Consider the following 20253-nt stretch of genomic DNA (forward strand, 5'->3'; position numbering starts at 1 on the left):
GGGGCTCACAGCTCGCGGCGGACGACGGTGTCGTGCTTCCAGTGGTGGTCGTCCGTGTTGGGGTAGTCCAGCGTGAAGTGCAGGCCGCGGCTCTCCTTGCGGCGGCTGGCGCAGTCCACGATGAGGCTGGCCACCTCGCAGATGTTGCGCAGCTCGATCACGTCGCGCGTCACCTTGAAGCGCCAGTAGTAGTCGCGGATCTCCTCGCGCAGCAGCTCCAGCCGGCGCCGCGCCCGCATCAGCCGCTTGTCCGTGCGGACGATGCCCACGTAGTTCCACATGAGCCGGCGGATCTCATCCCAGTTGTGGGTGACCACCACGCTCTCGTCCGAGGCCACCGCGCTGCCCTCGTCCCACTCGGGAGGATCCTCCTCGAGCGGGGAGAGGGCGCGGAGCTCCTCGGCGCAGATGGCGGCGGCACGGTGGCCGAAGACGAGCCCCTCCAGCAGCGAGTTGGAGGCGAGCCGGTTGGCGCCGTGCAGGCCGGTGTGGGCCACCTCGCCGATGGCGTAGAGGCCCGGCACGTTGGTGCGGCCGTACAGGTCCGTCACCACGCCGCCGCACATGTAGTGGGCCGCGGGCACCACGGGGATGGGCTGCACGGCCATGTCGATGTTGAAGGCCTTGCACGTGGTGTAGATGTTGGGGAAGCGCTCCATGATGAAGGCGCGCCCCAGGTGCGTCATGTCCAGGAAGACGCTGTCGTCACCGGTGCGCTTGAGCTCCGCGTCGATGGCGCGCGCCACCACGTCGCGCGGGGCCAGCTCGCCCATCCGGTGGTAGCGGTCCATGAACTGCTGGCCGTTGCGCAGCCGCAGCTTGCCGCCCTCGCCCCGCAGCGCCTCGCTGATGAGGAAGCTCTTGGCCTCCGGGTGGTACAGGCAGGTGGGGTGGAACTGGTAGAACTCCATGTTGGCCACCGCCGCCCCCGCCCGGTACGCCATGGCCACGCCGTCGCCCGTGGCCACGTCCGGGTTGGAGGTGTACAGGTACACCTTGCCCGCTCCTCCCGTGGCCAGCACCGTCACCTTCCCCAGGAAGCGCTCGATGTGGCCCTCCGCCGTGAGCGCGTACACCCCCAGGCACCGGCCGGGCGCACCCGGGCCCGCCTTCCGATCGAGGATCAGATCGATGGCCGAGGTGTTCTGGAAGAAGGTGATGTTGGGCTGCTCGTCACAGGCCTCGATCAGGGCCCGCTGCACCTCGCGCCCCGTGATGTCGCCCGAGTGGATGATGCGCCGCTGCGAGTGGCCGCCCTCGCGCGTCAGGTCGAACTCGCCCGTGGCCCGCCGGTTGAAGTCCGCCCCCAGCTGCACCAGCTCCCGGATGCGCTCGGGGCCCTCGCGCACCGTCACCTCCACCGCGTCCAGGTGGTTGATGCCGGCACCGGCCTCCAGGGTGTCCTGGATGTGCTCCTCGAAGGTGTCCGTGGGCGACAGCACGCTGGCGATGCCACCCTGGGCGTAGGCCGTGTTGCCCTCGTGCCTGTCCCGCTTGGTGAGGACCGCGACAGTGCCGTGCCGGGCCGCCTGGAGGGCCAGCGAGAGTCCGGCCACACCACCGCCCAAAACCAGGAAGTCGAACCGATGGGGCATGTGTCAGACCCTTAATGGCTGTAAGTGCCGGAAACAAGGCGATTTCTTGAGGACTTTCGACAGGGGATCTAAGGTTGGGGGGCCGATATGCGACCCATTTCCTTCCTGCTGCTGGCCGCGCTGCTGCTTGCCCCCCTGGGTGTCCAGGCGGAGGGCATCTACAGGTACGTGGAGAAGGACGGGACCATCGTCTACACGAACGTCCCGCCCGGTGGAGCCAAGAAGGCGAGCAAGCTCAAGGGCACCTTCACCGATGCTCCCGAGCCCACCGCCCCGGTGAAGGGCAGGTCGCGTACCCCGGCGGAGCTCGAGCCGCACATCGTCAAGGCCGCCGAGCGCTACCGCATCCCCACCGCGCTGGTGCGGGCCATCATGCACACGGAGAGCAACTTCAACTCCAATGCCCTGTCTCCCAAGGGCGCCAGCGGGTTGATGCAGCTCATGCCGGCGACGGCCTCGGACATGTACGTGAAGGACATCTTCGACACCCGGGACAACATCGAGGGTGGGGTGCGCTACCTGCGCGTGCTGGCCAACCTCTTCAACGGGGACATGGTGAAGATGGTGGCCGCGTACAACGCGGGCCCGGAAGCCGTGCGCAAGTACGGGGGCCAGGTGCCGCCATACGCGGAGACGCAGGCGTACGTTCGCAAGGTGCTCCAGCTCTACTACCATTATAAAGAGCGCGAACGGCTCACGAAGAACGAGCCCCGCGGGACGGATTCCGATGGCGACGACGCGCGTGACGGGGCGGGGGCAGAAGAGCCCCGTTGACGAGGAGTTCCTCAAGCAGCTCTACCAGGGCGGGGAGTTGCTGGCGCAGGGCCGCGTGCCCGAGGCGCGCCAACTGCTCGAGCGGGCCCACCAGCTCCAACCCCGCAACGAGAAGGGCCGCAACCTGCTCGGGCTGGCCTACTTCAAGCTGGGCCTCTTCGACCGGGCGGCGGAGATCTACGAGGCGCTGGTGCGCGACAACCCGGTGGACGCCACGCTGCGCGTCAACCTGGGACTGGTGTACCTGAAGACGAACGCCCTGCAGCGCGCGATGCGTGAGTTCGAGGCCGCGACGGATCTGCAGCCCGACCACCAGAAGGCGCACAACTACCTGGGACTCGCCCTGGCACAGGCCGGGGAGTACGGCCGCGCCCGCGAGCACTTCGTCAAGGCGGGCAGCGAGGCCATGGCGGAGAAGATGGCCAAGGCCATCGCGGGAGAGAAGGTGCTCCGGCCCTCCAGGTCCGTGCCCGTCATCCCCCGGGCGTCTACGCCCGCTCCGCGTCCGGTGGCTCCCGTGGAAGGGCAGTGGGGCACGCAGTTCGGCCTGGACGAGACGCCCCCCTCCGCGCCCCAGCCCGCGCAGGCGGAGGACTCGGACGACCTGCGGTTCGCCGAGGACGAGGGGCCCGGTGCCCTCTCCGAGAGTCAGTCGGACGCGGCCGGAGCGCGGGCCCCGGCGGACACCCCCGAGGCGGAGTCGGACGCGGCCTTCGCGGAGACGTCCCAGGCGGTGACGCCGAGTGAGCCGTTGCCCCAGTCCCTGGATGAGGCCGTTCCCGAGCTGCCGTCGAGGGTCGCCTTCCGGCCGGGCGCGGACGTGCCGATGCTGGCGGAGCTGGTGCCCGCGCTGGCGCTGGCGGGGGCGAGCCAGACCCAGCCCTTCCGGGTGGGCAACGGCAGCTTCTCCGCGCGAGTGGAGGGCGAGCTGCTCACGCGGCTGGAGGGGCTGGTGGCCTACAGCGGGCAGATCCACTTCCAGCCGGAGGTGAAGCGCTACCGGGGCCGGCCCACGGACGAGCCCTTCGGTGATGGGGCGGGCCGCTTCGTGCGCGCCAGCGGCCAGGGCGTGCTCTTCCTCGAGCCGCCCGCGTCGCGCTCCTTCCTGGCGGTGGACCTGGGGGACGTGGGCGCCTACGTGCGCGAGGAGTGCCTCTTCGCCTTCGAGGAGGCGGTGGCCTTCGAGAATGGCAAGGTGCCCTCGGAGATCGCTCCGGACCTGAGCCTGGTACACCTGCGCGGGCAGGGCAGGGTGGTGCTGAGCCTGGGCGGGACGCTGCGCTCGGTGTTCGTCGCCGAGGAGACACCGGTGACGGTCCCCCTGTCCCACCTGGTGGGCTGGCAGGGCAAGGTGACGCCCCGGGTGGTGCCGCTGCCGGGGGAGGAGGACGCTCCCCGTGTCGCCGTGGAACTGAGCGGTGAAGGATTTGCCCTCATTGCCCTGCCAGTCCGGTAGAAGGCCCCGCCATGGATCGAGCTGAGCGTGCGTTGCGGAAGAAGCAGAAGAAGGAGGAGCGGGCGCGGCGTCGGGCGGCACGTCAGCCGAGCGTGCTCGTCCAGGAGTTCTGGAACCTCCCCAACATCCTGACGCTGGGCCGCATCTTCCTCATCCCCGTCTTCGTCTGGCTCACCTACGACGCGGATCCGCTCTCCTCGCTGCTGGCGGCCGCGGTGTTCGCCGTGGCCTCCATCACCGACGTGGTGGACGGCTACCTGGCGCGCCGTTGGAACCTCATCACCGTGGTGGGCAAGTTCATGGATCCGCTGGCCGACAAGCTCATCGCCATGGCCGCCCTGGTGATGATGGTGCGGCTGGGGCGCATCTCCGCCTGGGTCGTCATCGTGCTGCTGGCGCGCGAGTTCATCGTCAGCGGCCTGCGCACCATCGCGGCGAGCGAGGGCATGGTCATCGCCGCCGGGCAGGAGGGCAAGTGGAAGACCTCGCTGCAACTGGTGGGCATCATCTCCCTGTGCGTGCACTACGAGCACGTCATCGACGTGGGCTTCTACGCGGCGCCCGTGGACTTCAACAAGGCGGGCCAGTTGTTGGTCTACTTGTCGGGGGCGTTCTCGGTGTGGAGCGCCGTCGTGTACTTCCGCGCCTTCCTCTCCATGCTGGCCAGACGGGGGAGCGGAGCGGACGCACAGAAGGCTTGACGCACCTGGGACCGGATTGTATATCCCCCCTCGCTTTCGACGTCGCCGCGAGGCAACGCCGGAGGCAATCAGGAGCGAGTGACGCGGGAATAGCTCAGCGGTAGAGCATCGCCTTGCCAAGGCGAGGGTCGAGGGTTCAAATCCCTTTTCCCGCTCCACCACTCCTCTGATGCGGGAATAGCTCAGCGGTAGAGCATCGCCTTGCCAAGGCGAGGGTCGAGGGTTCAAATCCCTTTTCCCGCTCCAAGAAAAGGCCTCCTGGGAAGCCAGGAGGCCTTTGTTGTTTCCAGCTCTGGTTTGACGAGGCCCTGCCCTTTGCCTATAGGGGGCGCCGCCTCGGGCGGTTCGCCCCCGGGAAGCAGGGCGGCCAGCCATACGGAACGGGAATCCGTGGGGGCCGTTCCCCTCCACCCCTTCCCATGCTGTATGGATAGCGCCGCATGTTCCGCAACCTCCGAGAGCTCTACCAGTACCGGGGCCTCCTGCTGAGCCTGACGCAGCGCGAGCTCAAGGCCCGCTACCGCAACTCGGTGCTCGGGTTCCTCTGGACGTTCCTCAACCCGATGTTGCAGATGGCCGTCTACACGCTCCTCTTCTCCGTCTACATGCGGCAGAAGATGGAGGCGTACACGTACTTCGTGTTCGTGGGGCTGCTGCCGTGGATCTGGTTCAACAGCTCCCTGGGCACCGGGGCCAGCGCCATCAGTGACCGGAGGGATCTGCTCACCAAGGTGCGCTTCCCGGCCCAGGTGCTGCCCGCCTCGGTGGTGACCACCAACCTCATCAACTTCCTGCTGTCCCTGCCGTTGATGATGGTGCTGGGGATGTTCTTCGGCCGCTACCCCTCCTGGCACGTGGTGGCCTTCCCCGCGGTGGTGGTGACCCAGTTGGCCGTGACGCTGGCGCTCGCCTACCTCATCTCCTCGCTCAACGTCACCTTCCGGGACCTGCAGCAGATCGTCACCAACGTGCTGACGCTCTGGTTCTTCGTCACCCCCATCTTCTACCAGGCGACCACCATCCCCGAGCGCTTCCGCACGCTGGCCGTGCTGGCCAACCCCATGGCGGTGATGGTCACCTCCTACCAGGCCATCTTCTACGAGCAGCGGCTGCCGGATGCGGGGCCCCTGCTGCTGTGGATGGCCATTGCCTTCGGTCTGCTCTGGGTCGCGTCCGAAATCTTCGAGCGTCGCCGCGAGGAGTTCGCGGAGTTCATCTGATGCAAGCCCCCTCCAACGATGCCATCGTCCTGCGGGACGTGGTGAAGCGCTTTCGGAAGAGAACCATCCGGGGCGAGTACACGACCTTCAAGTCCGAGCTGGTGCGCTGGCTGCGCGGTCAGCGGCACAAGCAGGACGCCACGGTCATCGAGGCCCTCCGGGGCATCAACCTCACGGTGCCCCGCGGCAAGACGATGGGTATCATCGGCCGCAACGGCTCGGGCAAGAGCACGCTGCTCAAGCTCATCACCGGCATCTACACGCCGACGTCGGGCCACATCGAGCTCAACGGCCGCATCTCCGCGCTGTTGGATCTGGGCGCCGGCTTCCACCCGGACTTCTCCGGGCGGGAGAACATCCTCATCAACGGCGTCATCCTCGGCATGTCGCGCGCGGAGATCCGGGCGCGCATGGATGAGATCATCGCCTTCAGCGAGCTGGGCGACTTCATCGACGAGCCGGTGCGCACGTACTCCAGCGGCATGTACATGCGCCTGGCCTTCGCGGTGGCCACGCACGTGGACCCGGAGATCCTCATCATCGATGAGATCCTCGCGGTGGGCGACGAGCACTTCAGCCGCAAGAGCATGCAGAAGATGACGGAGTTCCGGAACGCCGGGAAGACGATCGTCATCGTCACGCATGACCTGGGCACGCTCGAGCGCTGGTGCGACCTGGCCGCGTGGATCGACGGTGGGCGCATCCGCGAGGTGGGCACGCCCGCGGAGGTCGTCCGGCACTACCGCCAGGCCGTGAACCTCGCGGAGGCCAGTGGCCTGCCCATGCTCGCGCCCGCCCTGTCTCCCGACGGCGGCGCCCTGCCCACGCTGGAGGCGGCGGCGCAGCGTCCCGGTTCCCCGGTCAGCCTCGAGCTGCTCCGGCTGACGAATCCCCGCGGCGAGGATGTGAAGGAGATCGGCACGGAGGAGGGCCTGGAGGTCCACATCGGCTACAACGCCACGCAACCGGTGGAGGATCTGGGCTTCTCGCTGGCGTTGATGCGCTCGGATGGCACGATGATCTACCGCATCACCACCTTCGCCGATGACGCCCGGATGCCCGGTGTCGTCTCCGGGCGTGGGACGGCGCGGTTGAGCATCGAGCGGCTCGGGCTGCTGTCCGGGGACTACACGTTCGATGTGTCCGCCCGGACGGCCAGTGGGTCCGTCTACGACGAGCGCAAGGGCGTGTGTCCGTTCTCGGTGCGTGTCTCCGGCGCGGACGAGGGGCTGGTGAGGTTGGTGCACCGCTGGCGGCTGGATGGCGTCGCCGAGGCGGCTCCCGTGAGACAGGTCGTCTCGTGAGCCGGGGCGGTCCGGCGCCGGGCTCGAGTCCCGTGTGGCTCGGCATCGTGCTGTACCGCAACTCTCGCGAGGAGCTGGAACGGCTCGTCGCCTCGCTGGCCGCGACCCGGGAGACGCCGGGGACACCGGCCTTCCAGGTGCGCTGGCTGGACAACTCGCCCACCGAGGCGCTGCGCGACGTGGTGCTCACGGTGTCACCGGGGGCGGACTACCGCTTCTCCGGGGCCAACCTGGGTTTTGGCGTGGCCCACAACCGGCTCATGGCCGAGGCGTTCGCGGACCCCTCGGTGCGCCACTACGTCTGCGTCAACCCGGACGGCGTGCTGCACCCCGAGTGTCTGCGCGAGCTCGTCACCGAGGCGGAGCGGCGGCCTCGTACGGGGCTGGTGGAGGCCCGGCTCTTCCCCGATGAGCTGCCCAAGCCGTACGACCCGGAGACGCACGAGACGCCCTGGTGCTCCGGGTGCGTGCTGCTGGTGCGGCGCGAGCTGTTCGAGTCCATCGGCGGCTTCGACGAGCGCTTCTTCATGTACTGCGAGGACGTGGACCTGTCCTGGCGGGCTCGCGCCGCGGGCTTCTCCGTCCGCGTGGCGCCTCGGGCGTTGGTGCATCACTACACGGTGACGCGGGAGCTCAGCCCGGACCGCGAGCGCCGCGTGCGCCGCAGCGCCGCCTTGCTGGGCGCCAAGTACGGTGACCTGGAGTTCGCCCGGGCCCGCATGAAGGAATACCTGGAGCTCGGTGGTGCGCCCTTCGAGCTTCCCAAGGAGTCCCGTCCGCCCCGCGCACTGGCCCGGGTGGCCGACTTCCAGCACCTCTTCGAGTTCGCGGAGCCTCGTTGGTGAGCACCGGCGCGCGTGACTCGGTTCTTCTGGAGACGCTGGACTCCCGGCTGAGCGGGCTCGTGCGGGAGCGCGTCCGGGCAGGGGACCGCGTGGCTCTCCTGGGTGAGGCGCCGGAGCTGGCCCGGGCCCTCGAGGCCGCGGGTTGTGCGGTGCTCGCGGTGCCGGCCACGGGCGAGCGGGTGGAGCGGATGCGTGCGTTCGCTCCCACCCACGTGGTGCTCCCGGTGGAGGAGGGGGAGCCGTTGCCCCAGGTGCGCGAGGCCTCCGAGGCCGCTCCCGGTGCCGAGCTCCTCCTGGCGATGCGCAACGCCGGTGCGTCGGCTGCCCTGCTGGAGACGTTGTTGGGGATGGCTCCGGGCCGGCCGGGCTCATCGGCCGAGGCCGTGCTGCGGGGCCTGACCGAGCTTGGACTCGAGGTGCGGCACCAGGAGCTCATTCCCTGCCAGGACTCCACGGCGGAGCTGGCCCCGGATACCGCGCGTGCCCTCCGGCGGCTCCTGGCGCAGCTCAGCCCCACCTCCGAGGCGGATGGGGTGTTGCTGGCCCTTGGGCGTGCTGCCTCGCGTGCTCCTTCGCGGGAGCCGGGGCTGCTCAGCATCGTGCTCTGGGCGGGAGACACGCCCGCGGCCTCGCTCGACGAGACGCTCTTCTCGCTCGCGTGTCAGGAGTACCGCCCGCTGGAACTGCTCGTGGTGCTGCCTCCGGGAGCCTCCCTGAAGGAACCGGACGCCCGCGCGCTGCTGGAACGCCACCGACGGCTCCGAGACTTCTCCTACCAGCTCATCCGCGTCCCCGAAGGCGGGATGGCCCGGGGCGTGCGCGAGGCTCGGGGCCAGTACCTGTCCTTCCTCGATGCCTCGTGCGTCGTGTACCCCGCCCACTACGTGCAACTCGTCCAGCGGCTGCGCGAGGGCTCCGCGGCGTGGGCCTTCGCTCGTTCCCGGTGGACGCTCGTTCGCGAGACGGCGGGGGGGCGCTTCATCGCGGAGAAGAAGCCCTTCCCGTTGGGCGACCACTTCGAGTTCTCCCATCTGCTGGAGCACCCGGCCCTGTTGTACGGGCTTGTCATCGATCGCTCGCGCGTGGGCGCGCTGCCGCTGGAGGTGGCGGATCCGGTGGAGGCTCCTCGGGCGGATCTGCCCGCGCGGCTGGCGAGTCTCTTCGAGCCCGTCTTCACCGCGGGGCTCGCGACGTGGGAGTGGCGCGCGCTCGGACCCGAGCCCATGGCGCTTCCCGCTCCGCCCCTCCAGGTGCTGCTCCCGCTCGCGTCGCTGGAGGAGCGGTTGGCCCGGGCCCAGGCCCGCGGCGAGAGCACCAAGGGTCTGCGTTATCAGGCCATCGACCGGCTCAACCAGCGCCTCCGGGAGCGCTTCCCTGGCACGCACGCCCGGGTCCGCTCCCTGGTCTCCCGCGTGCTGCGGTAGCGGAGTCCTTGGACCTGGTGTCAGGACCGCCGGTTCCGTCCCTTGGGGGCCCGCTCGGAAGGCACCTGCTCGGAAGGCGTCTGCTCAGGAGCCGACTGCTCCAGTGCGGCCAGCCGGGCCATGACCTCGCGGCGCCAGGCCGTCTGGGTCCGCGACTCCTCGCGCTGGTGCTCATAGATGAGCGCCAGCGAGTCGAGGATGGCCTCGTTGAACTCCACCTGCTTGCGCAGCATCTCGTTGATGAAGGGCTGGAAGGCGAGCCGGAAGGCGCGCTTGGCCGTCACCAGCATGGGCCCCACCACCGGGCGGTGCGAGGTGGGCGGCTCCGCGTAGCGGCTGTCCTTCTTCGAGCGGGGCGCCTGGAGGATGGGCGGCCATTCCGTCTCGGCCGGAGCCCGCTGCGAGGCGTCCAGCAGCCGGCGGAGCGACTCCACCTGCTCGGGCGCGGGCTCGGGCAGCCGTGCGGCCTCCTCCGCGAGGCGCTCGGCGGTCGGGGTCGTGGTGAGGAGATCTTCAGGACGCACGGAGGGCTCCAGTGGCCCGCAGGGCCTGGACGAGCGCGGACACGGTGGGCTCCGGCCGGCTGGGATCGAAGGTGAGCAGCCGCTGCCCCAGGCGCTCGCCCACGTCGGGCGCGGAGAGCGGGCGGGACGTGTCGCGGACCCCCCAGGCCTCGGCGGACAGGTGGGGCAGGGTGTCCCGGGCGAGCAGTGAATCCGCGGGCAGGAAGACGGTGGGCACACGCGAGGCGCGCAGTGCCGTCTCCAGCGACGAGGAGCCGGGAAGCTCACGCGACGCATCCCGGGGCAGGGGCTCGTCGGGGGTGAAGGCGCGCACCTCCAGGCCTCCCACGCGCAGCGAGCGCGGCGCCAGCTCCACCGGCCGGGGCTGGGGATCCAGCGTCAGCAGGCGTGCCCCGGGCAGTTGCTCCACCAGCCGCCGTGCCAGCTCGGACGCGGGCGCCTCCGGAGCGGCCACGAAGCCGGGGCACACGAGGTTCACGCCCGAGGCCCCGCTCCCGGTGGCCGGTGCACGCAGGGTGCCCTCCAGGAAGGGCTGGAGCCCCTCGCGCACGGCCTCGGCCACGGCGTCCTGGCCGAGCTGCTCCACCCGGGCGCGCTGGGCGGCGACCATCTCCCGCCGCAGGGCCGGGTCGCGCTCCAGCACCGCGAGCAACCGCGCAATCTCCAGGGGGTCGTTCGTCAGCGAGGCCACGCCCGCGCCCCCCATCGTCTCGGGCACGGCGGCGGCGCCATACGCCACCACGGGCACGCCGCGATACATGGCCTCCAGCAGCGGCACGCCGAAGCCCTCGTGCCGGCTCATGGAGAGGTACGCCGAGGCCACCGAGAAGCACGCGGACAGCTGCGCCGCGCTCACCCGCCCGAGGAACTGCACGCGCTCGGCCCCGAGCATCTCCTTCAGCCCGTACAGGTACGCGCCATACGGCGTCTCCCGGTTGAGGTAGCCCGCCACGAGCAGCCGGCTCCGGGGCTGGTACAGCCGCTGCCAGGCGGTGAAGACGCGCAGCACGTCGTCCACCCGCTTGCTCGGCACCGCGCGGCCCACGAAGAGGAGGTTGGCGCACCCGTCATCCAGCTCGGCGCGCAGCACCGGATCCGGCTCCACGTCGAAGGCCCGCCAGTCCACCGCGAAGGGCAGCACCGACACGTGCGGGTAGCCCGCCGCCACCAGTTCCTCGGCGCTGAAGCGCGAATACGCCCACGCGCACTCCACCATCGGCCTCATCGCCAGCAGCTCGTCCCGGGCCGCCTCGCAGGCCTGGGCCACCTTGCGCTCGAAACCCTCGAAGAGCCGGGCCGGCGTGACGTTGTGGTACACGACCGCCTTGCGCCCCGGCGAGCGGGCGATCAGCGGCACCAGCCTCGACTCGAAGCTGTGGTGGATGATGAGGGCACTCGAATCATCCGCCTCGCGCGGATAATCCTTCGCGGGCCGTACCAGGGGCCGGCACTCCTCGTCCCACTGGTCCGCGTAGATCTCCGAGGCGTAACCCCAGCTCCGCAGCAACTCGCGCAGGTAGCGCACCTGGTTGCCCACCGCGTCGCCCCAGGCCAGCCGAGGGACCAGCTGGTGGACCGCTCGGGCCGCTGATGGCCCGGCCGCCCGTCTGCTTCTCGGGATTCTCACGATGCTTCCAGCGTCTACCTGCTGGGAGGTCCGCACACAAGGCTGCCTTGACGCGCACCGCCCCCTTCGCTACTCAGGCCCCCGGTATTCACTTCTTTACTCTCCGAGTTCGTCGATGAACGTCCTGGTCACGGGTGGCTGCGGTTTCATTGGGTCCAACCTCGTCAAGTACCTGCGCCGCGTGCGGCCCGACTGGACGCTCGTCAATCTCGACAAGCTCACGTACGCGGGCAACCTCGAGAACCTCAAGGAGCTCGAGGGCGACCCCAAGCACATCTTCGTGCGCGGCGACGTGGCCAACCGCGAGCTCGTCGAGCACCTGATGGGCGTGCACCGCATCGACGCCGTCATGCACCTGGCGGCCGAGAGCCACGTGGACCGCTCCATCATGGGCCCCGAGGCCTTCATCCAGGCCAACGTGCTCGGCACCCAGCAGCTGCTCGAGGCCAGCCGCGTGCGCGGCATCAAGCGCTTCCTCATGGTCTCCACCGACGAGGTGTACGGCTCGCTCGGCCCCACCGGCTACTTCACCGAGACCTCGCCGCTGCAGCCCTCCAGCCCCTACTCGGCCTCCAAGACGAGCTCGGACCTGCTCGCGCTGGCCTGGCACCACACCTTCGGCATGGACGTGGTGGTGACGCGCTGCTCCAACAACTACGGCCGCTACCAGTTCCCCGAGAAGCTCATCCCCCTCATGGTCGTCAACGCCCTGCACGACAAGCCGCTGCCCGTCTACGGCGACGGCGCCAACGTGCGCGACTGGCTCCACGTGGAGGACCACTGCTCGGCGCTCCTCACCGCGCTGGAGAAGGGCAAGTCCGGTCAGGTCTACAACATCGGCGGCAACTCCGAGCGCAAGAACATCGAGATCGTCAAGGCGATCCTCGGCCTGCTCGACAAGCCCGAGTCCCTCATCAAGTACGTGAAGGACCGCCCGGGCCATGACCGGCGCTACGCCATCGACCCCACGAAGATCCGCACGGAGCTGGGCTGGACGCCGTCGCACACCTTCGAGCAGGGCCTGCAGGAGACGGTGCGCTGGTACGTGGACAACGCGGCCTGGTGGGAGCGCGTGATGAGCGGCGCCTACCGCCAGTACTTCGAGTCGCAGTACCGCACGCGCCTCAACGGCTGAGCCAGGAGCCTCTCCCATGCGATTCCTCGTCACGGGTTCCAACGGGCTGGTGGGCAGCCGCGTGTGCACGCTCCTCGAGAAGGGCGGGCACGAGGTGGTGGGTCTGGGCCGCGGTCCGCGCCGCACCGACGGCGCCTACCGGTATGTGGAGTGCGACCTCACGCGCGAGCAGGACGTGGCCGCCGCCCTCGAGGCCGCGGCTCCCGAGGTCATCATCCATCCGGCCTCCATGACGGAGGTGGATGCCTGCGAGCGCGAGCCGGAGCAGGCGTACGCGGCCAACGTCACCGCGGTGGCGGCGGTGGCCCGGGGCGCGCGCAAGCTGGGCGCGCACCTGGTGCACGTCTCCACGGACTACGTCTTCGACGGCGAGCACGGGCCCTACGACGAGCAGGCGCTGCCCAACCCGCGCGGCGTCTACGCCCTCACCAAGCACATGGGGGAGCAGGCCGCCCGCACCTTCGTGCCGGGCTGCGCCATCGCGCGCACCGCCGTGGTGTACGGCTGGCCCATGGCGGGCCGTCCCAACTTCGGCGCGTGGCTGGTGGGTGCCCTGGAGAAGGGTCAGCCCGTGAAGCTCTTCGAGGACCAGTTCGTCTCCGCGAGCCTCGCCGACAGCGTGGCCGCCATGCTGGTGGAGCTGGGCGAGCGCAAGCTGGGGGGCATCTGGAACACCTGCGGCGCGGACGTGGTGGATCGCGTCAGCTTCGGCCGAGCGGTGTGCGAGGTGTTCGGCTTCGATCCGGGCCTCATCACGCCTACCCGCCTGGCGGACATGAAGCTGGCGAGCCCTCGCCCGCTCCGCAGTGGCCTCAAGGTGGACAAGGTCCGCACCCAGCTGCGCACCCAGCCGCTGCCGTTGGCTGAGTCCCTGGCCCGCTTCCATGCCGCTTGGAAGGACGGGCGGGGTGCTTGAACGAAGCGCTTCGGGGCGGGTATAGCCTTCCCGAGGTCTGCAAACAGAGTGCGTCTGAGGGCCGGAGCGCGCTCCACCCGGCAGACCTTCCGAGGAAAGTCATGAAGGGAATCGTTCTCGCCGGGGGCTCCGGCACCCGTCTGTATCCGCTCACGCGCGTGGTCAGCAAGCAGCTGCTGCCCGTGTATGACAAGCCGATGATCTACTACCCGGTCACCACGCTGATGCTGGCGGGCATCCGGGACATCCTGATCATCTCCACGCCCACGGATCTGCCGCGCTTCGAGGAGCTGCTCGGCAGCGGCAAGCAGTGGGGCGTGAACTTCCAGTACGCGGTGCAGCCCAGCCCGGACGGGCTCGCCCAGGCCTTCATCATCGGCCGCGAGTTCGTGGGCAAGGACAAGGTGTCGCTCATCCTCGGCGACAACATCTTCTACGGCCACGGCCTGAGCGAGCTGGTGCAGCGCGCGGCGGCGCGTGAGTCGGGCGCCACCGTGTTCGGCTACTACGTGAAGGATCCCGAGCGCTACGGCGTGGTGGAGCTGGACGCGAACAACCGCGCGCTGAGCCTCGAGGAGAAGCCGGCCCAGCCCAAGTCCCACTACGCGGTGACGGGCCTGTACTTCTACGACAACCAGGTGCTGGACATCGCGAAGAACCTCAAGCCCTCCGCGCGCGGCGAGCTGGAGATCACCGACGTCAACATCGCCTACCTGCGCCAGCAGCAGCTGCAGGTGGAGCTGATGGGCCGCGGCTACGCGTGGCTGGACACCGGCACCCACGAGTCGCTGATGGAGGCCTCCAACTTCATCCAGATCATCGAGCACCGCCAGGGCCTCAAGGTGGCGTGCCCCGAGGAGATCGCCTACCGCATGGGCTACATCACCGCGGCCCAGGTGGCCGAGCAGGCCCACCCCATGCGCAAGAACGAGTACGGGCGCTACCTGCTGGATCTCATCGAGAACAAGGGAGCCCGCACGTGAACGTCGTGAAGACGGAGCTGCCCGGCGTCCTCATCCTCGAGCCCAAGCGCTTCGGCGACGATCGCGGCTTCTTCATGGAGATGTTCCATGCGAAGCGCTACGAGGAGCTCGGCATCCACGGGCCCTTCGTGCAGGACAACTTCTCGCGCTCGGCGAAGGGCATCCTCCGCGGCCTGCACTTCCAGGAGCCCAATGCCCAGGGCAAGCTGGTGCAGGTGGTGGCCGGTGCCGTCTACGACGTGGCGGTGGACATCCGCCGCGGCTCGCCCACCTTCGGGAAGTTCGTGGGCGTGGAGCTGAGCGCGGACAACCGGCGCCAGCTGTGGGTGCCGGCGGGCTTCGCGCACGGCTTCTGCGTCCTCTCCGAGAGCGCGGACTTCCACTACAAGTGCACGGACTTCTACTCGCCCACCACCGAGCGCGGCATCGCCTGGAATGACCCGGACCTGGGCATCCCCTGGCCGGTGACGTCGCCGCTGCTGTCGCCCAAGGACGCGGCCGCGCCCCGTCTGAAGGACGCGCCGGTGCTGCCCGTCTACGCGGGCTGAGCGCCGCCCTCCTCGCGGCCGGTGGCGTGAAGGGCGAACGCCTTCAACGCCTCGGCCGTGTGGAGGATGGCCTTGTCCCAGGACAGCTCGCGCACGTAGACGAAGCCGGCGGCGATCTGCCGCTGCCGGTACGGCTCGTCCTCGAGCAGCCGGCACACCGCGTCGGCGATGCTCGTCACGTTGGGAGGGGCCAGCACCACGGCTCCCTCCGGGTAGGCGGCGCGGGTGCTCTCCACGTCCACCTCCACCACCGGGCAGCCACACGCCGCCATCTCCTGCGGCAGCAGGCTGTAGTTGGTGAAGGACAGGCACACGCCCACGTCGCAGCTGGAGAACAGCCGCCGCAGCTGCGCGAAGTCCAGCACGCCATGCCCCACGAAGGGGACGGGCAGGTCCGAGGGCTCCACTCCCGCCCCGGCGATGTGGAGCTCCACGTCCGGGAAGCGCTCCTTCACCTTCTTCAGGGCGAGCGCGACGATCTGGAAGCCCCGGCGCGTGGTGTGCGGCCGCATGTACGCGAAGACGCGGCGCGCCCCTCCCTCGCGGACCGGCTCCGGGTAGTAGATGGCGTGGTCCACCGCCAGCGGGAAGCTCCGGGTGACCATGCCGTACTTCTCGCGCATCCGCCGCTCGAGCCAGGTGCCCGCCGTCAGCCCGTAGAAGCCGAAGCGGTAGGTGTCCTCCGCGAGCTGCCACTCGGCGCCCATGGGGAAGAAGGCCGGCTCGTAGTCCTGGATGAAGTACGCCTTCACCGGAGCGCAGGTGCTGGCCCGCACCACGTAGGCCGTCTGCCACGCCGTGGCCATCACGATGTCCGCCGGCTCCATCTCCCCCTCGAGGTGGCACACCGGTGCGGCGATGGGCGTGTACCACTCGTGCACCTGCGCCTGCAGCCGCATCGGCTGACGCGCCATGTTGCCGCTGTCCACCAGGTACACCCGGCACCGATGGCCCATCCGCTCCAGCCATTGGATGGTGCGGAAGATGGTCATGTGCCCGCCGCCGCCCCGGCCGAAGCCCGGCACCACCCAGTTGATGACCAGGTGCTCGGGATCCACCTGCCGCCGCCCGGCCACCGGGGGCGGAGCGCTCGGGCGGGGAGGCTCGATGAAGCGGTAGTGGCTGGCCTCCCACCACCCCCGTTCGGGCGCGTGGGTGGACCGCAGGGCGCGCCGGATGTCGAGGAGCGTCGAGCTGATGCCCTGGTGCTTGTATTGCCGGTAGCCGGCCACCGTCTTGCGGACGAGCTGGAACGCCGTCCCGAGCTTGCCGTGCTCGTCCATCGCTTGCGCGCAGGTCTGCTTCACGTCCTCCAGCAGCGAGGAGCGGCCATGCCGCTGTCCGGCGTCCCCCTTGAGCTCATGATGCTGGGAGATGCGGCGCACGAGCCCCTCCGGCAGCAGCTCGTACCGGTCCCCGAGGAACCAGCCCAGCCCCTGGCCCACGTCGCGGCCGAGCGTGAGCACCGCCTGGGAGAAGTGGGCCCGGCGCACGTCCTGGACGGACTGACGGAGCTTGTCGCGCATCAGCGCGCGGATGCCGGGCAGGTGCGGTGGGTCGAAGTACTCGCGGTGGAAGCGCGCCTCGTCGAAGGCGCGGCGGGCCTGGGTCAGCGGCGAGTAGTTGTGGCTGTGCCGCACCACGGCCCGGGGCGCGTAGGCCTTGATGTAGCCCGCCTCGAGGATGTCCGCGCCCCAGAGCTGATCCTCCATGAACTCCACGTCCCGGTAGGGGATGCGGGCCCAGACCGAGCGGCGGAGGGCGGCGTTGTTGTCGGAGAAGAAGCGGTAGTGGCCCTTGTGGGCCTCGTAGTGCGCCCAGCCCTCGGGGCCCGGGCGGATGCGGAAGAGGGTGGTGTCCGCGCCGAACCGGGCGAAGTGCCGCTCCAGCATGAAGGACTCGGAGGGGATGCAGCCGGGGTGCGGCTTGTGGCGCCCGAAGACGCCGGCCACCTCCTCGTTTTCGCGCAGGGGGGCGATCAGCTCCCGCAGCCACGCGGTGTCATCCGGCACGGCATCCTGCGTGAGGAGCGCCACGAAGGGGGTGGGGCTGTTCTGGATGGCCAGGTTGCGGGTGCGGCCGTGGCCGAAGTCCGCGGGCTCGATGCACAGCAGCCGCGCGGGGAACGAGCGGATGATGTCCAGGGAGCCGTCCCGGGAGCCGCTGTCCACGCAGAGGACCTCATAGGGGAAGTCCGTCTGCTGGGAGAAGACCGCGGCGAGGCACTCGCGCAGCAGCCCGCCCCCGTTCTTCACGGGGATGATGACCGTCACCAACGGGATGTCTTGCTTCATGGATTGGCTGCTCCAGCATCCAGGGCGCGGACGGGCAGGCGGGCGCTCGCTCCCTTCACCCGTGGCCGAGGATGCTTGCTCATGGGCGGGCTCTATACCTCATCCCCCGGGTGCTCCGGGAGGAGGCGGGCAGACGGCCTCAAGTGGCCGGGAGACCGGGTGGGGCAGGGGAGCGGAATGCGCATCCTTGGACTGTCACCTAGGAGGAGGCGCGATGGTGCTCCCGGGCAAGGGAATGAGTTGGAAGGAGTTCTTCACCGAGGTGAAGAACGAATACAAGAACGACAAGATCAGCAACGTGGCCGGCTCGGTCACGTTCTTCGCCGTGCTGGCGCTGTTCCCGTTCCTGCTGTTCCTCGTGGCGCTCGCGAGCCTCGTCATCGATCCCGCCCAGGCCGAGGTGCTCATCCAGGAGCTGGGCCGGGTGGCACCGGAGGCGGTGACGCAGATCGTGGGCCAGCGCCTGCACGACCTGGCGGCGGGCAACAACGTGGGCCTGCTGACGGTGGGTGCGTTGGGCGCGGTGTGGGCGGCCTCGGGCGGCGTGGTGGCGATGATGGACGCGCTCAACACCGTCTATGACGTGGAGGAATCGCGGCCCTTCTGGAAGGTGCGGGGCATCGCCATCCTGATGACGCTGGGCGGCGCGGTGCTCTCCATCCTCGCCTCGTTGGCCATGGTGGCCACGCCGGCCGTGGCGAAGTTCCTCGGGGAGCCGCTCGGCACCCTCGTCATGTGGCTGCGCCTGCCCTTCGCCGGCCTGCTCATGATGTTCATCCTGGCGCTCGTCTACTACCTGCTGCCGGACGTGAAGCAGTCCTTCAAGTTCATCACGCCCGGCTCGGTGCTGGGCGTCGTCGTCTGGTTGATCGCGTCCTGGGGCTTCTCGCTGTACGTGCGCAACTTCGGCAGCTACGACGCGAACTACGGCGCGCTCGGCGGTGTCATCGTCATGCTGCTGTGGATGTGGATCTCCTCGCAGGTCATCCTGCTGGGCGCGGAGATCAACGCCGTGCTCGAGCACAAGTCGCCCGAGGGCAAGTCTCCGGGCCAGAAGCGGCCGGGCCAGGGCGGCCCCCGCATGACCAAGGGAGAGAAGCGGGAGCAGGAGCAGAAGGAGCTGGAGGAGCGCCTGCGTCCCTCGCCTCCGCCGCGGCCCGCGCCGGCCCGGATGACGCCGCTGGGGGCGGCGACCACCTGGGCCACGGGCTTCGGGCTGGGGTTGTTCCTCTTGCGCCGCGGCAACCGGTAACGGCCCTCGCGGACGCGCCGCGAGCGCCTCGGCCCGCCGCCTGGCTAGCGACGCTGGGCGGCGTGGTACGGGTTCTTCTCGAGGAACTCGGCGAAGGTGCCGTTGAAGTCGCTGACCGGCTTGCCCTCCTCCAGGCTCCAGATGCGGGTGGCCACCTCGGAGATGAGCTCCTGGTCGTGCGTCACGATGATGGCCGTGCCCTCGTACTTCTGCAGACCCTCGGCGAGCGCGCTGATGGACTCCAGGTCCAGGTGGTTGGTGGGCTCGTCGAAGATCAACATGTTGTCCATGTTGAGCATCAGCTTGCAGAGCAGCAGGCGCACCGTCTCACCACCGGACAGGGTGTCGGTGGGCTTCATGCGCTCCTCGCCGGAGAAGAGCATGCGGCCGAGCACCCCGGAGATCTCCTCGTTGGTGAGCTTGGTGTTGATGTCGCGCAGCCACTCGAAGGCGGTGGTGCCCTTGCGGATGGTGCCGTGGTGGTCCTGCGGCAGGTAGCCCATGGCGGCCTGGTGGCCCCAGGTGAGCTTCCCCGCGTCCGCCTCGATCTGCCCGGCGAGCATCTTCACCAGGGTGGACTTGCCCACGCCGTTGCGGCCGATGACGCAGATCTTCTCGCCCTTGCAGATGAGGCCGCTGAAGGGCTTGATGACCGTCTGGCCGTCGTAGCTCTTGGTGAGCCCGTCGAACTGCAGCGTCTGCTTGCCGCTGGCCTGCTTCACATCGAAGCGGATGAAGGGCCGCGCGATGTTCGAGCGCTTGAGATCATCCGTCTTCAGCTTGTCGATCTGCTTGATGCGGCTCTGCACCTGGGAGGCGCGCGTACCGGCGTGGAAGCGGGCGACGAAGTCCTGCAGCTGGGCGATCTTCTTCTTCTTCTCGGAGACCTCGGACTCGACGCGGCTGCGCAACTGGGCCTTCTGGCGCACCATGTCGTCGTAGCCACCGTTGTACTGGATGATGGTCTCGTAATCGATGTCCGCGATGTGCGTGCAGATGGAGTTGAGGAAGTGCCGGTCGTGGCTGATGGTGATGAGCACGCCCTCGAAGGCCATGAGGAACGTCTCCAGCCAGCGGATGGAGTCGATGTCCAGGTTGTTGGTGGGCTCGTCGAGCAGCAGGCCCTGGGGCTTGCCGAAGAGGGCCTGGGCGAGCAGCACGCGCAGCTTGAGGCCGCCGGTGAGCTGCTTCATGGGGCCCTCGTGGGAGGCCGCGGGGATGCCGAGACCCTCGAGGAGCGAGGCGGCCTCGGACTCGGCGCTGTAGCCGTCCTCCTCGGCGATGACCATCTCGAGATCGCCGAGGCGGTTGCCATCGTCGTCGGAGATGTCGGACCTGGCGAGGATGGTGTCCTTCTCCTTCATGGCGTCCCAGAGGGCCTTGTTGCCCATGAGGACGACGTCGAGGACGCGGTTGTCCTCGTAGCGGAAGTGGTCCTGGCGGAGGATTCCCAGCTTCTTGGGCCGGGAGATGGTCCCCATGTCGGCTTCCTCGTCTCCGGCGAGGATCTTCATGAACGTGGACTTGCCCGCCCCGTTGGGGCCGGTGAGGCCGTAGCGGCGGCCGGGCGAGAAGGCGACGTTGACCTCCTCGAAGAGCTTCTTGGGCCCGTAGGCCTTGGAGACGTTGACGATGGTGAACATGGGGGGCGCTTT

The 20253-nt window shown here is 69.2% G+C and carries 17 protein-coding genes and 2 tRNA genes; 14 read left to right on the top strand and 5 right to left on the bottom strand.

All coding sequences use genetic code 11. From position 1 onward, the window contains the following. Positions 1-5: 5 nt before the first annotated feature. Entirely contained in the window at positions 6-1595 is a 1590-nt protein-coding gene (nadB, locus tag AC16DP_RS07535) for an L-aspartate oxidase (RefSeq protein ID WP_329728598.1), read from the bottom strand. Positions 1596-1682: 87 nt separating this feature from the next. Here nadB and AC16DP_RS07540 point away from each other — a divergent pair, with 87 nt between their 5' ends. The 9 genes from AC16DP_RS07540 to AC16DP_RS07580 all read left to right on the top strand — a co-directional run bounded on the left by AC16DP_RS07540 (position 1683) and on the right by AC16DP_RS07580 (position 9319). Further along, a complete protein-coding gene (locus AC16DP_RS07540) occupies positions 1683-2369 on the top strand; it encodes a transglycosylase SLT domain-containing protein (protein ID WP_329728599.1) in 687 nt (228 codons plus the stop codon). Beyond that, a complete protein-coding gene (locus tag AC16DP_RS07545) occupies positions 2323-3825 on the top strand; it encodes a tetratricopeptide repeat protein (RefSeq protein ID WP_329728600.1) in 1503 nt (500 codons plus the stop codon). The genes AC16DP_RS07540 and AC16DP_RS07545 overlap by 47 nt, the downstream gene beginning before the upstream one ends. Positions 3826-3836: 11 nt before the next feature. Continuing rightward, on the top strand, positions 3837-4526 hold the full coding sequence (gene pgsA, locus AC16DP_RS07550; RefSeq protein WP_329728601.1) for a CDP-diacylglycerol--glycerol-3-phosphate 3-phosphatidyltransferase: 690 nt from the start codon (positions 3837-3839) through the stop codon (positions 4524-4526). 83 nt (positions 4527-4609) lie between these two features. Next, a tRNA-Gly gene (locus tag AC16DP_RS07555) sits at positions 4610-4684 on the top strand. A 13-nt stretch (positions 4685-4697) separates the two neighbouring features. Then, positions 4698-4772: transfer RNA gene (locus AC16DP_RS07560), tRNA-Gly, on the top strand. 194 nt (positions 4773-4966) lie between these two features. Further along, the gene (locus AC16DP_RS07565; RefSeq protein ID WP_329728602.1) at positions 4967-5746 is read left to right on the top strand and encodes an ABC transporter permease; all 780 of its coding nucleotides are present in this window, start codon (positions 4967-4969) and stop codon (positions 5744-5746) included. Next, entirely contained in the window at positions 5746-7050 is a 1305-nt protein-coding gene (locus tag AC16DP_RS07570) for an ABC transporter ATP-binding protein (protein WP_329728603.1), read from the top strand. The genes AC16DP_RS07565 and AC16DP_RS07570 overlap by 1 nt, the downstream gene beginning before the upstream one ends. After that, positions 7047-7895, top strand: a complete 849-nt coding sequence (locus AC16DP_RS07575; RefSeq protein WP_329728604.1) for a glycosyltransferase family 2 protein — start codon at positions 7047-7049, stop codon at positions 7893-7895. The genes AC16DP_RS07570 and AC16DP_RS07575 overlap by 4 nt, the downstream gene beginning before the upstream one ends. Beyond that, entirely contained in the window at positions 7892-9319 is a 1428-nt protein-coding gene (locus AC16DP_RS07580; protein ID WP_329728605.1) for a glycosyltransferase family A protein, read from the top strand. The genes AC16DP_RS07575 and AC16DP_RS07580 overlap by 4 nt, the downstream gene beginning before the upstream one ends. Before the next feature lie 20 nt (positions 9320-9339). On the opposite strand, the gene AC16DP_RS07585 is transcribed toward AC16DP_RS07580, so the two are convergent. Beyond that, complete coding sequence (locus AC16DP_RS07585; RefSeq protein WP_329728606.1) at positions 9340-9843, bottom strand: hypothetical protein; 504 nt, start codon at positions 9841-9843, stop codon at positions 9340-9342. Next, the gene (locus AC16DP_RS07590) at positions 9833-11470 is read right to left on the bottom strand and encodes a glycosyltransferase (protein ID WP_329728607.1); all 1638 of its coding nucleotides are present in this window, start codon (positions 11468-11470) and stop codon (positions 9833-9835) included. The genes AC16DP_RS07585 and AC16DP_RS07590 overlap by 11 nt, the downstream gene beginning before the upstream one ends. Before the next feature lie 115 nt (positions 11471-11585). Between AC16DP_RS07590 and rfbB the strand changes: the two genes are divergently transcribed. From rfbB to rfbC, 4 genes are all read left to right on the top strand, one after another. Continuing rightward, complete coding sequence (gene rfbB / locus AC16DP_RS07595) at positions 11586-12605, top strand: dTDP-glucose 4,6-dehydratase (RefSeq protein WP_329728608.1); 1020 nt, start codon at positions 11586-11588, stop codon at positions 12603-12605. Between the two features lie 16 nt (positions 12606-12621). Beyond that, positions 12622-13521, top strand: coding sequence for an SDR family oxidoreductase (locus tag AC16DP_RS07600; protein ID WP_329728609.1), 900 nt, complete (start codon positions 12622-12624; stop codon positions 13519-13521). Between the two features lie 101 nt (positions 13522-13622). Next, positions 13623-14504, top strand: coding sequence for a glucose-1-phosphate thymidylyltransferase RfbA (gene rfbA, locus AC16DP_RS07605; RefSeq protein ID WP_329728610.1), 882 nt, complete (start codon positions 13623-13625; stop codon positions 14502-14504). Next, on the top strand, positions 14501-15052 hold the full coding sequence (rfbC, locus tag AC16DP_RS07610) for a dTDP-4-dehydrorhamnose 3,5-epimerase (protein ID WP_329728611.1): 552 nt from the start codon (positions 14501-14503) through the stop codon (positions 15050-15052). Before rfbA ends, rfbC begins: the two co-directional genes overlap by 4 nt. On the opposite strand, the gene AC16DP_RS07615 is transcribed toward rfbC, so the two are convergent. Then, positions 15040-17346 carry a rhamnosyltransferase WsaF family glycosyltransferase gene (locus AC16DP_RS07615; protein ID WP_329728612.1) on the bottom strand — a complete coding sequence of 769 codons (2307 nt, stop codon included), beginning with the start codon at positions 17344-17346 and terminating at the stop codon, positions 15040-15042. The genes rfbC and AC16DP_RS07615 overlap by 13 nt on opposite strands. Positions 17347-17560: 214 nt before the next feature. Here AC16DP_RS07615 and AC16DP_RS07620 point away from each other — a divergent pair, with 214 nt between their 5' ends. Beyond that, positions 17561-18598, top strand: coding sequence for a YihY/virulence factor BrkB family protein (locus AC16DP_RS07620; RefSeq protein ID WP_329728613.1), 1038 nt, complete (start codon positions 17561-17563; stop codon positions 18596-18598). Positions 18599-18642: 44 nt separating this feature from the next. On the opposite strand, the gene AC16DP_RS07625 is transcribed toward AC16DP_RS07620, so the two are convergent. After that, positions 18643-20241 (bottom strand): ABC-F family ATP-binding cassette domain-containing protein, encoded by a 1599-nt coding sequence (locus AC16DP_RS07625; protein WP_329728614.1) that lies wholly within the window; start codon positions 20239-20241, stop codon positions 18643-18645. Positions 20242-20253: the final 12 nt, after the last annotated feature.

It is taken from the genome of Archangium sp., assembly GCF_057119385.1.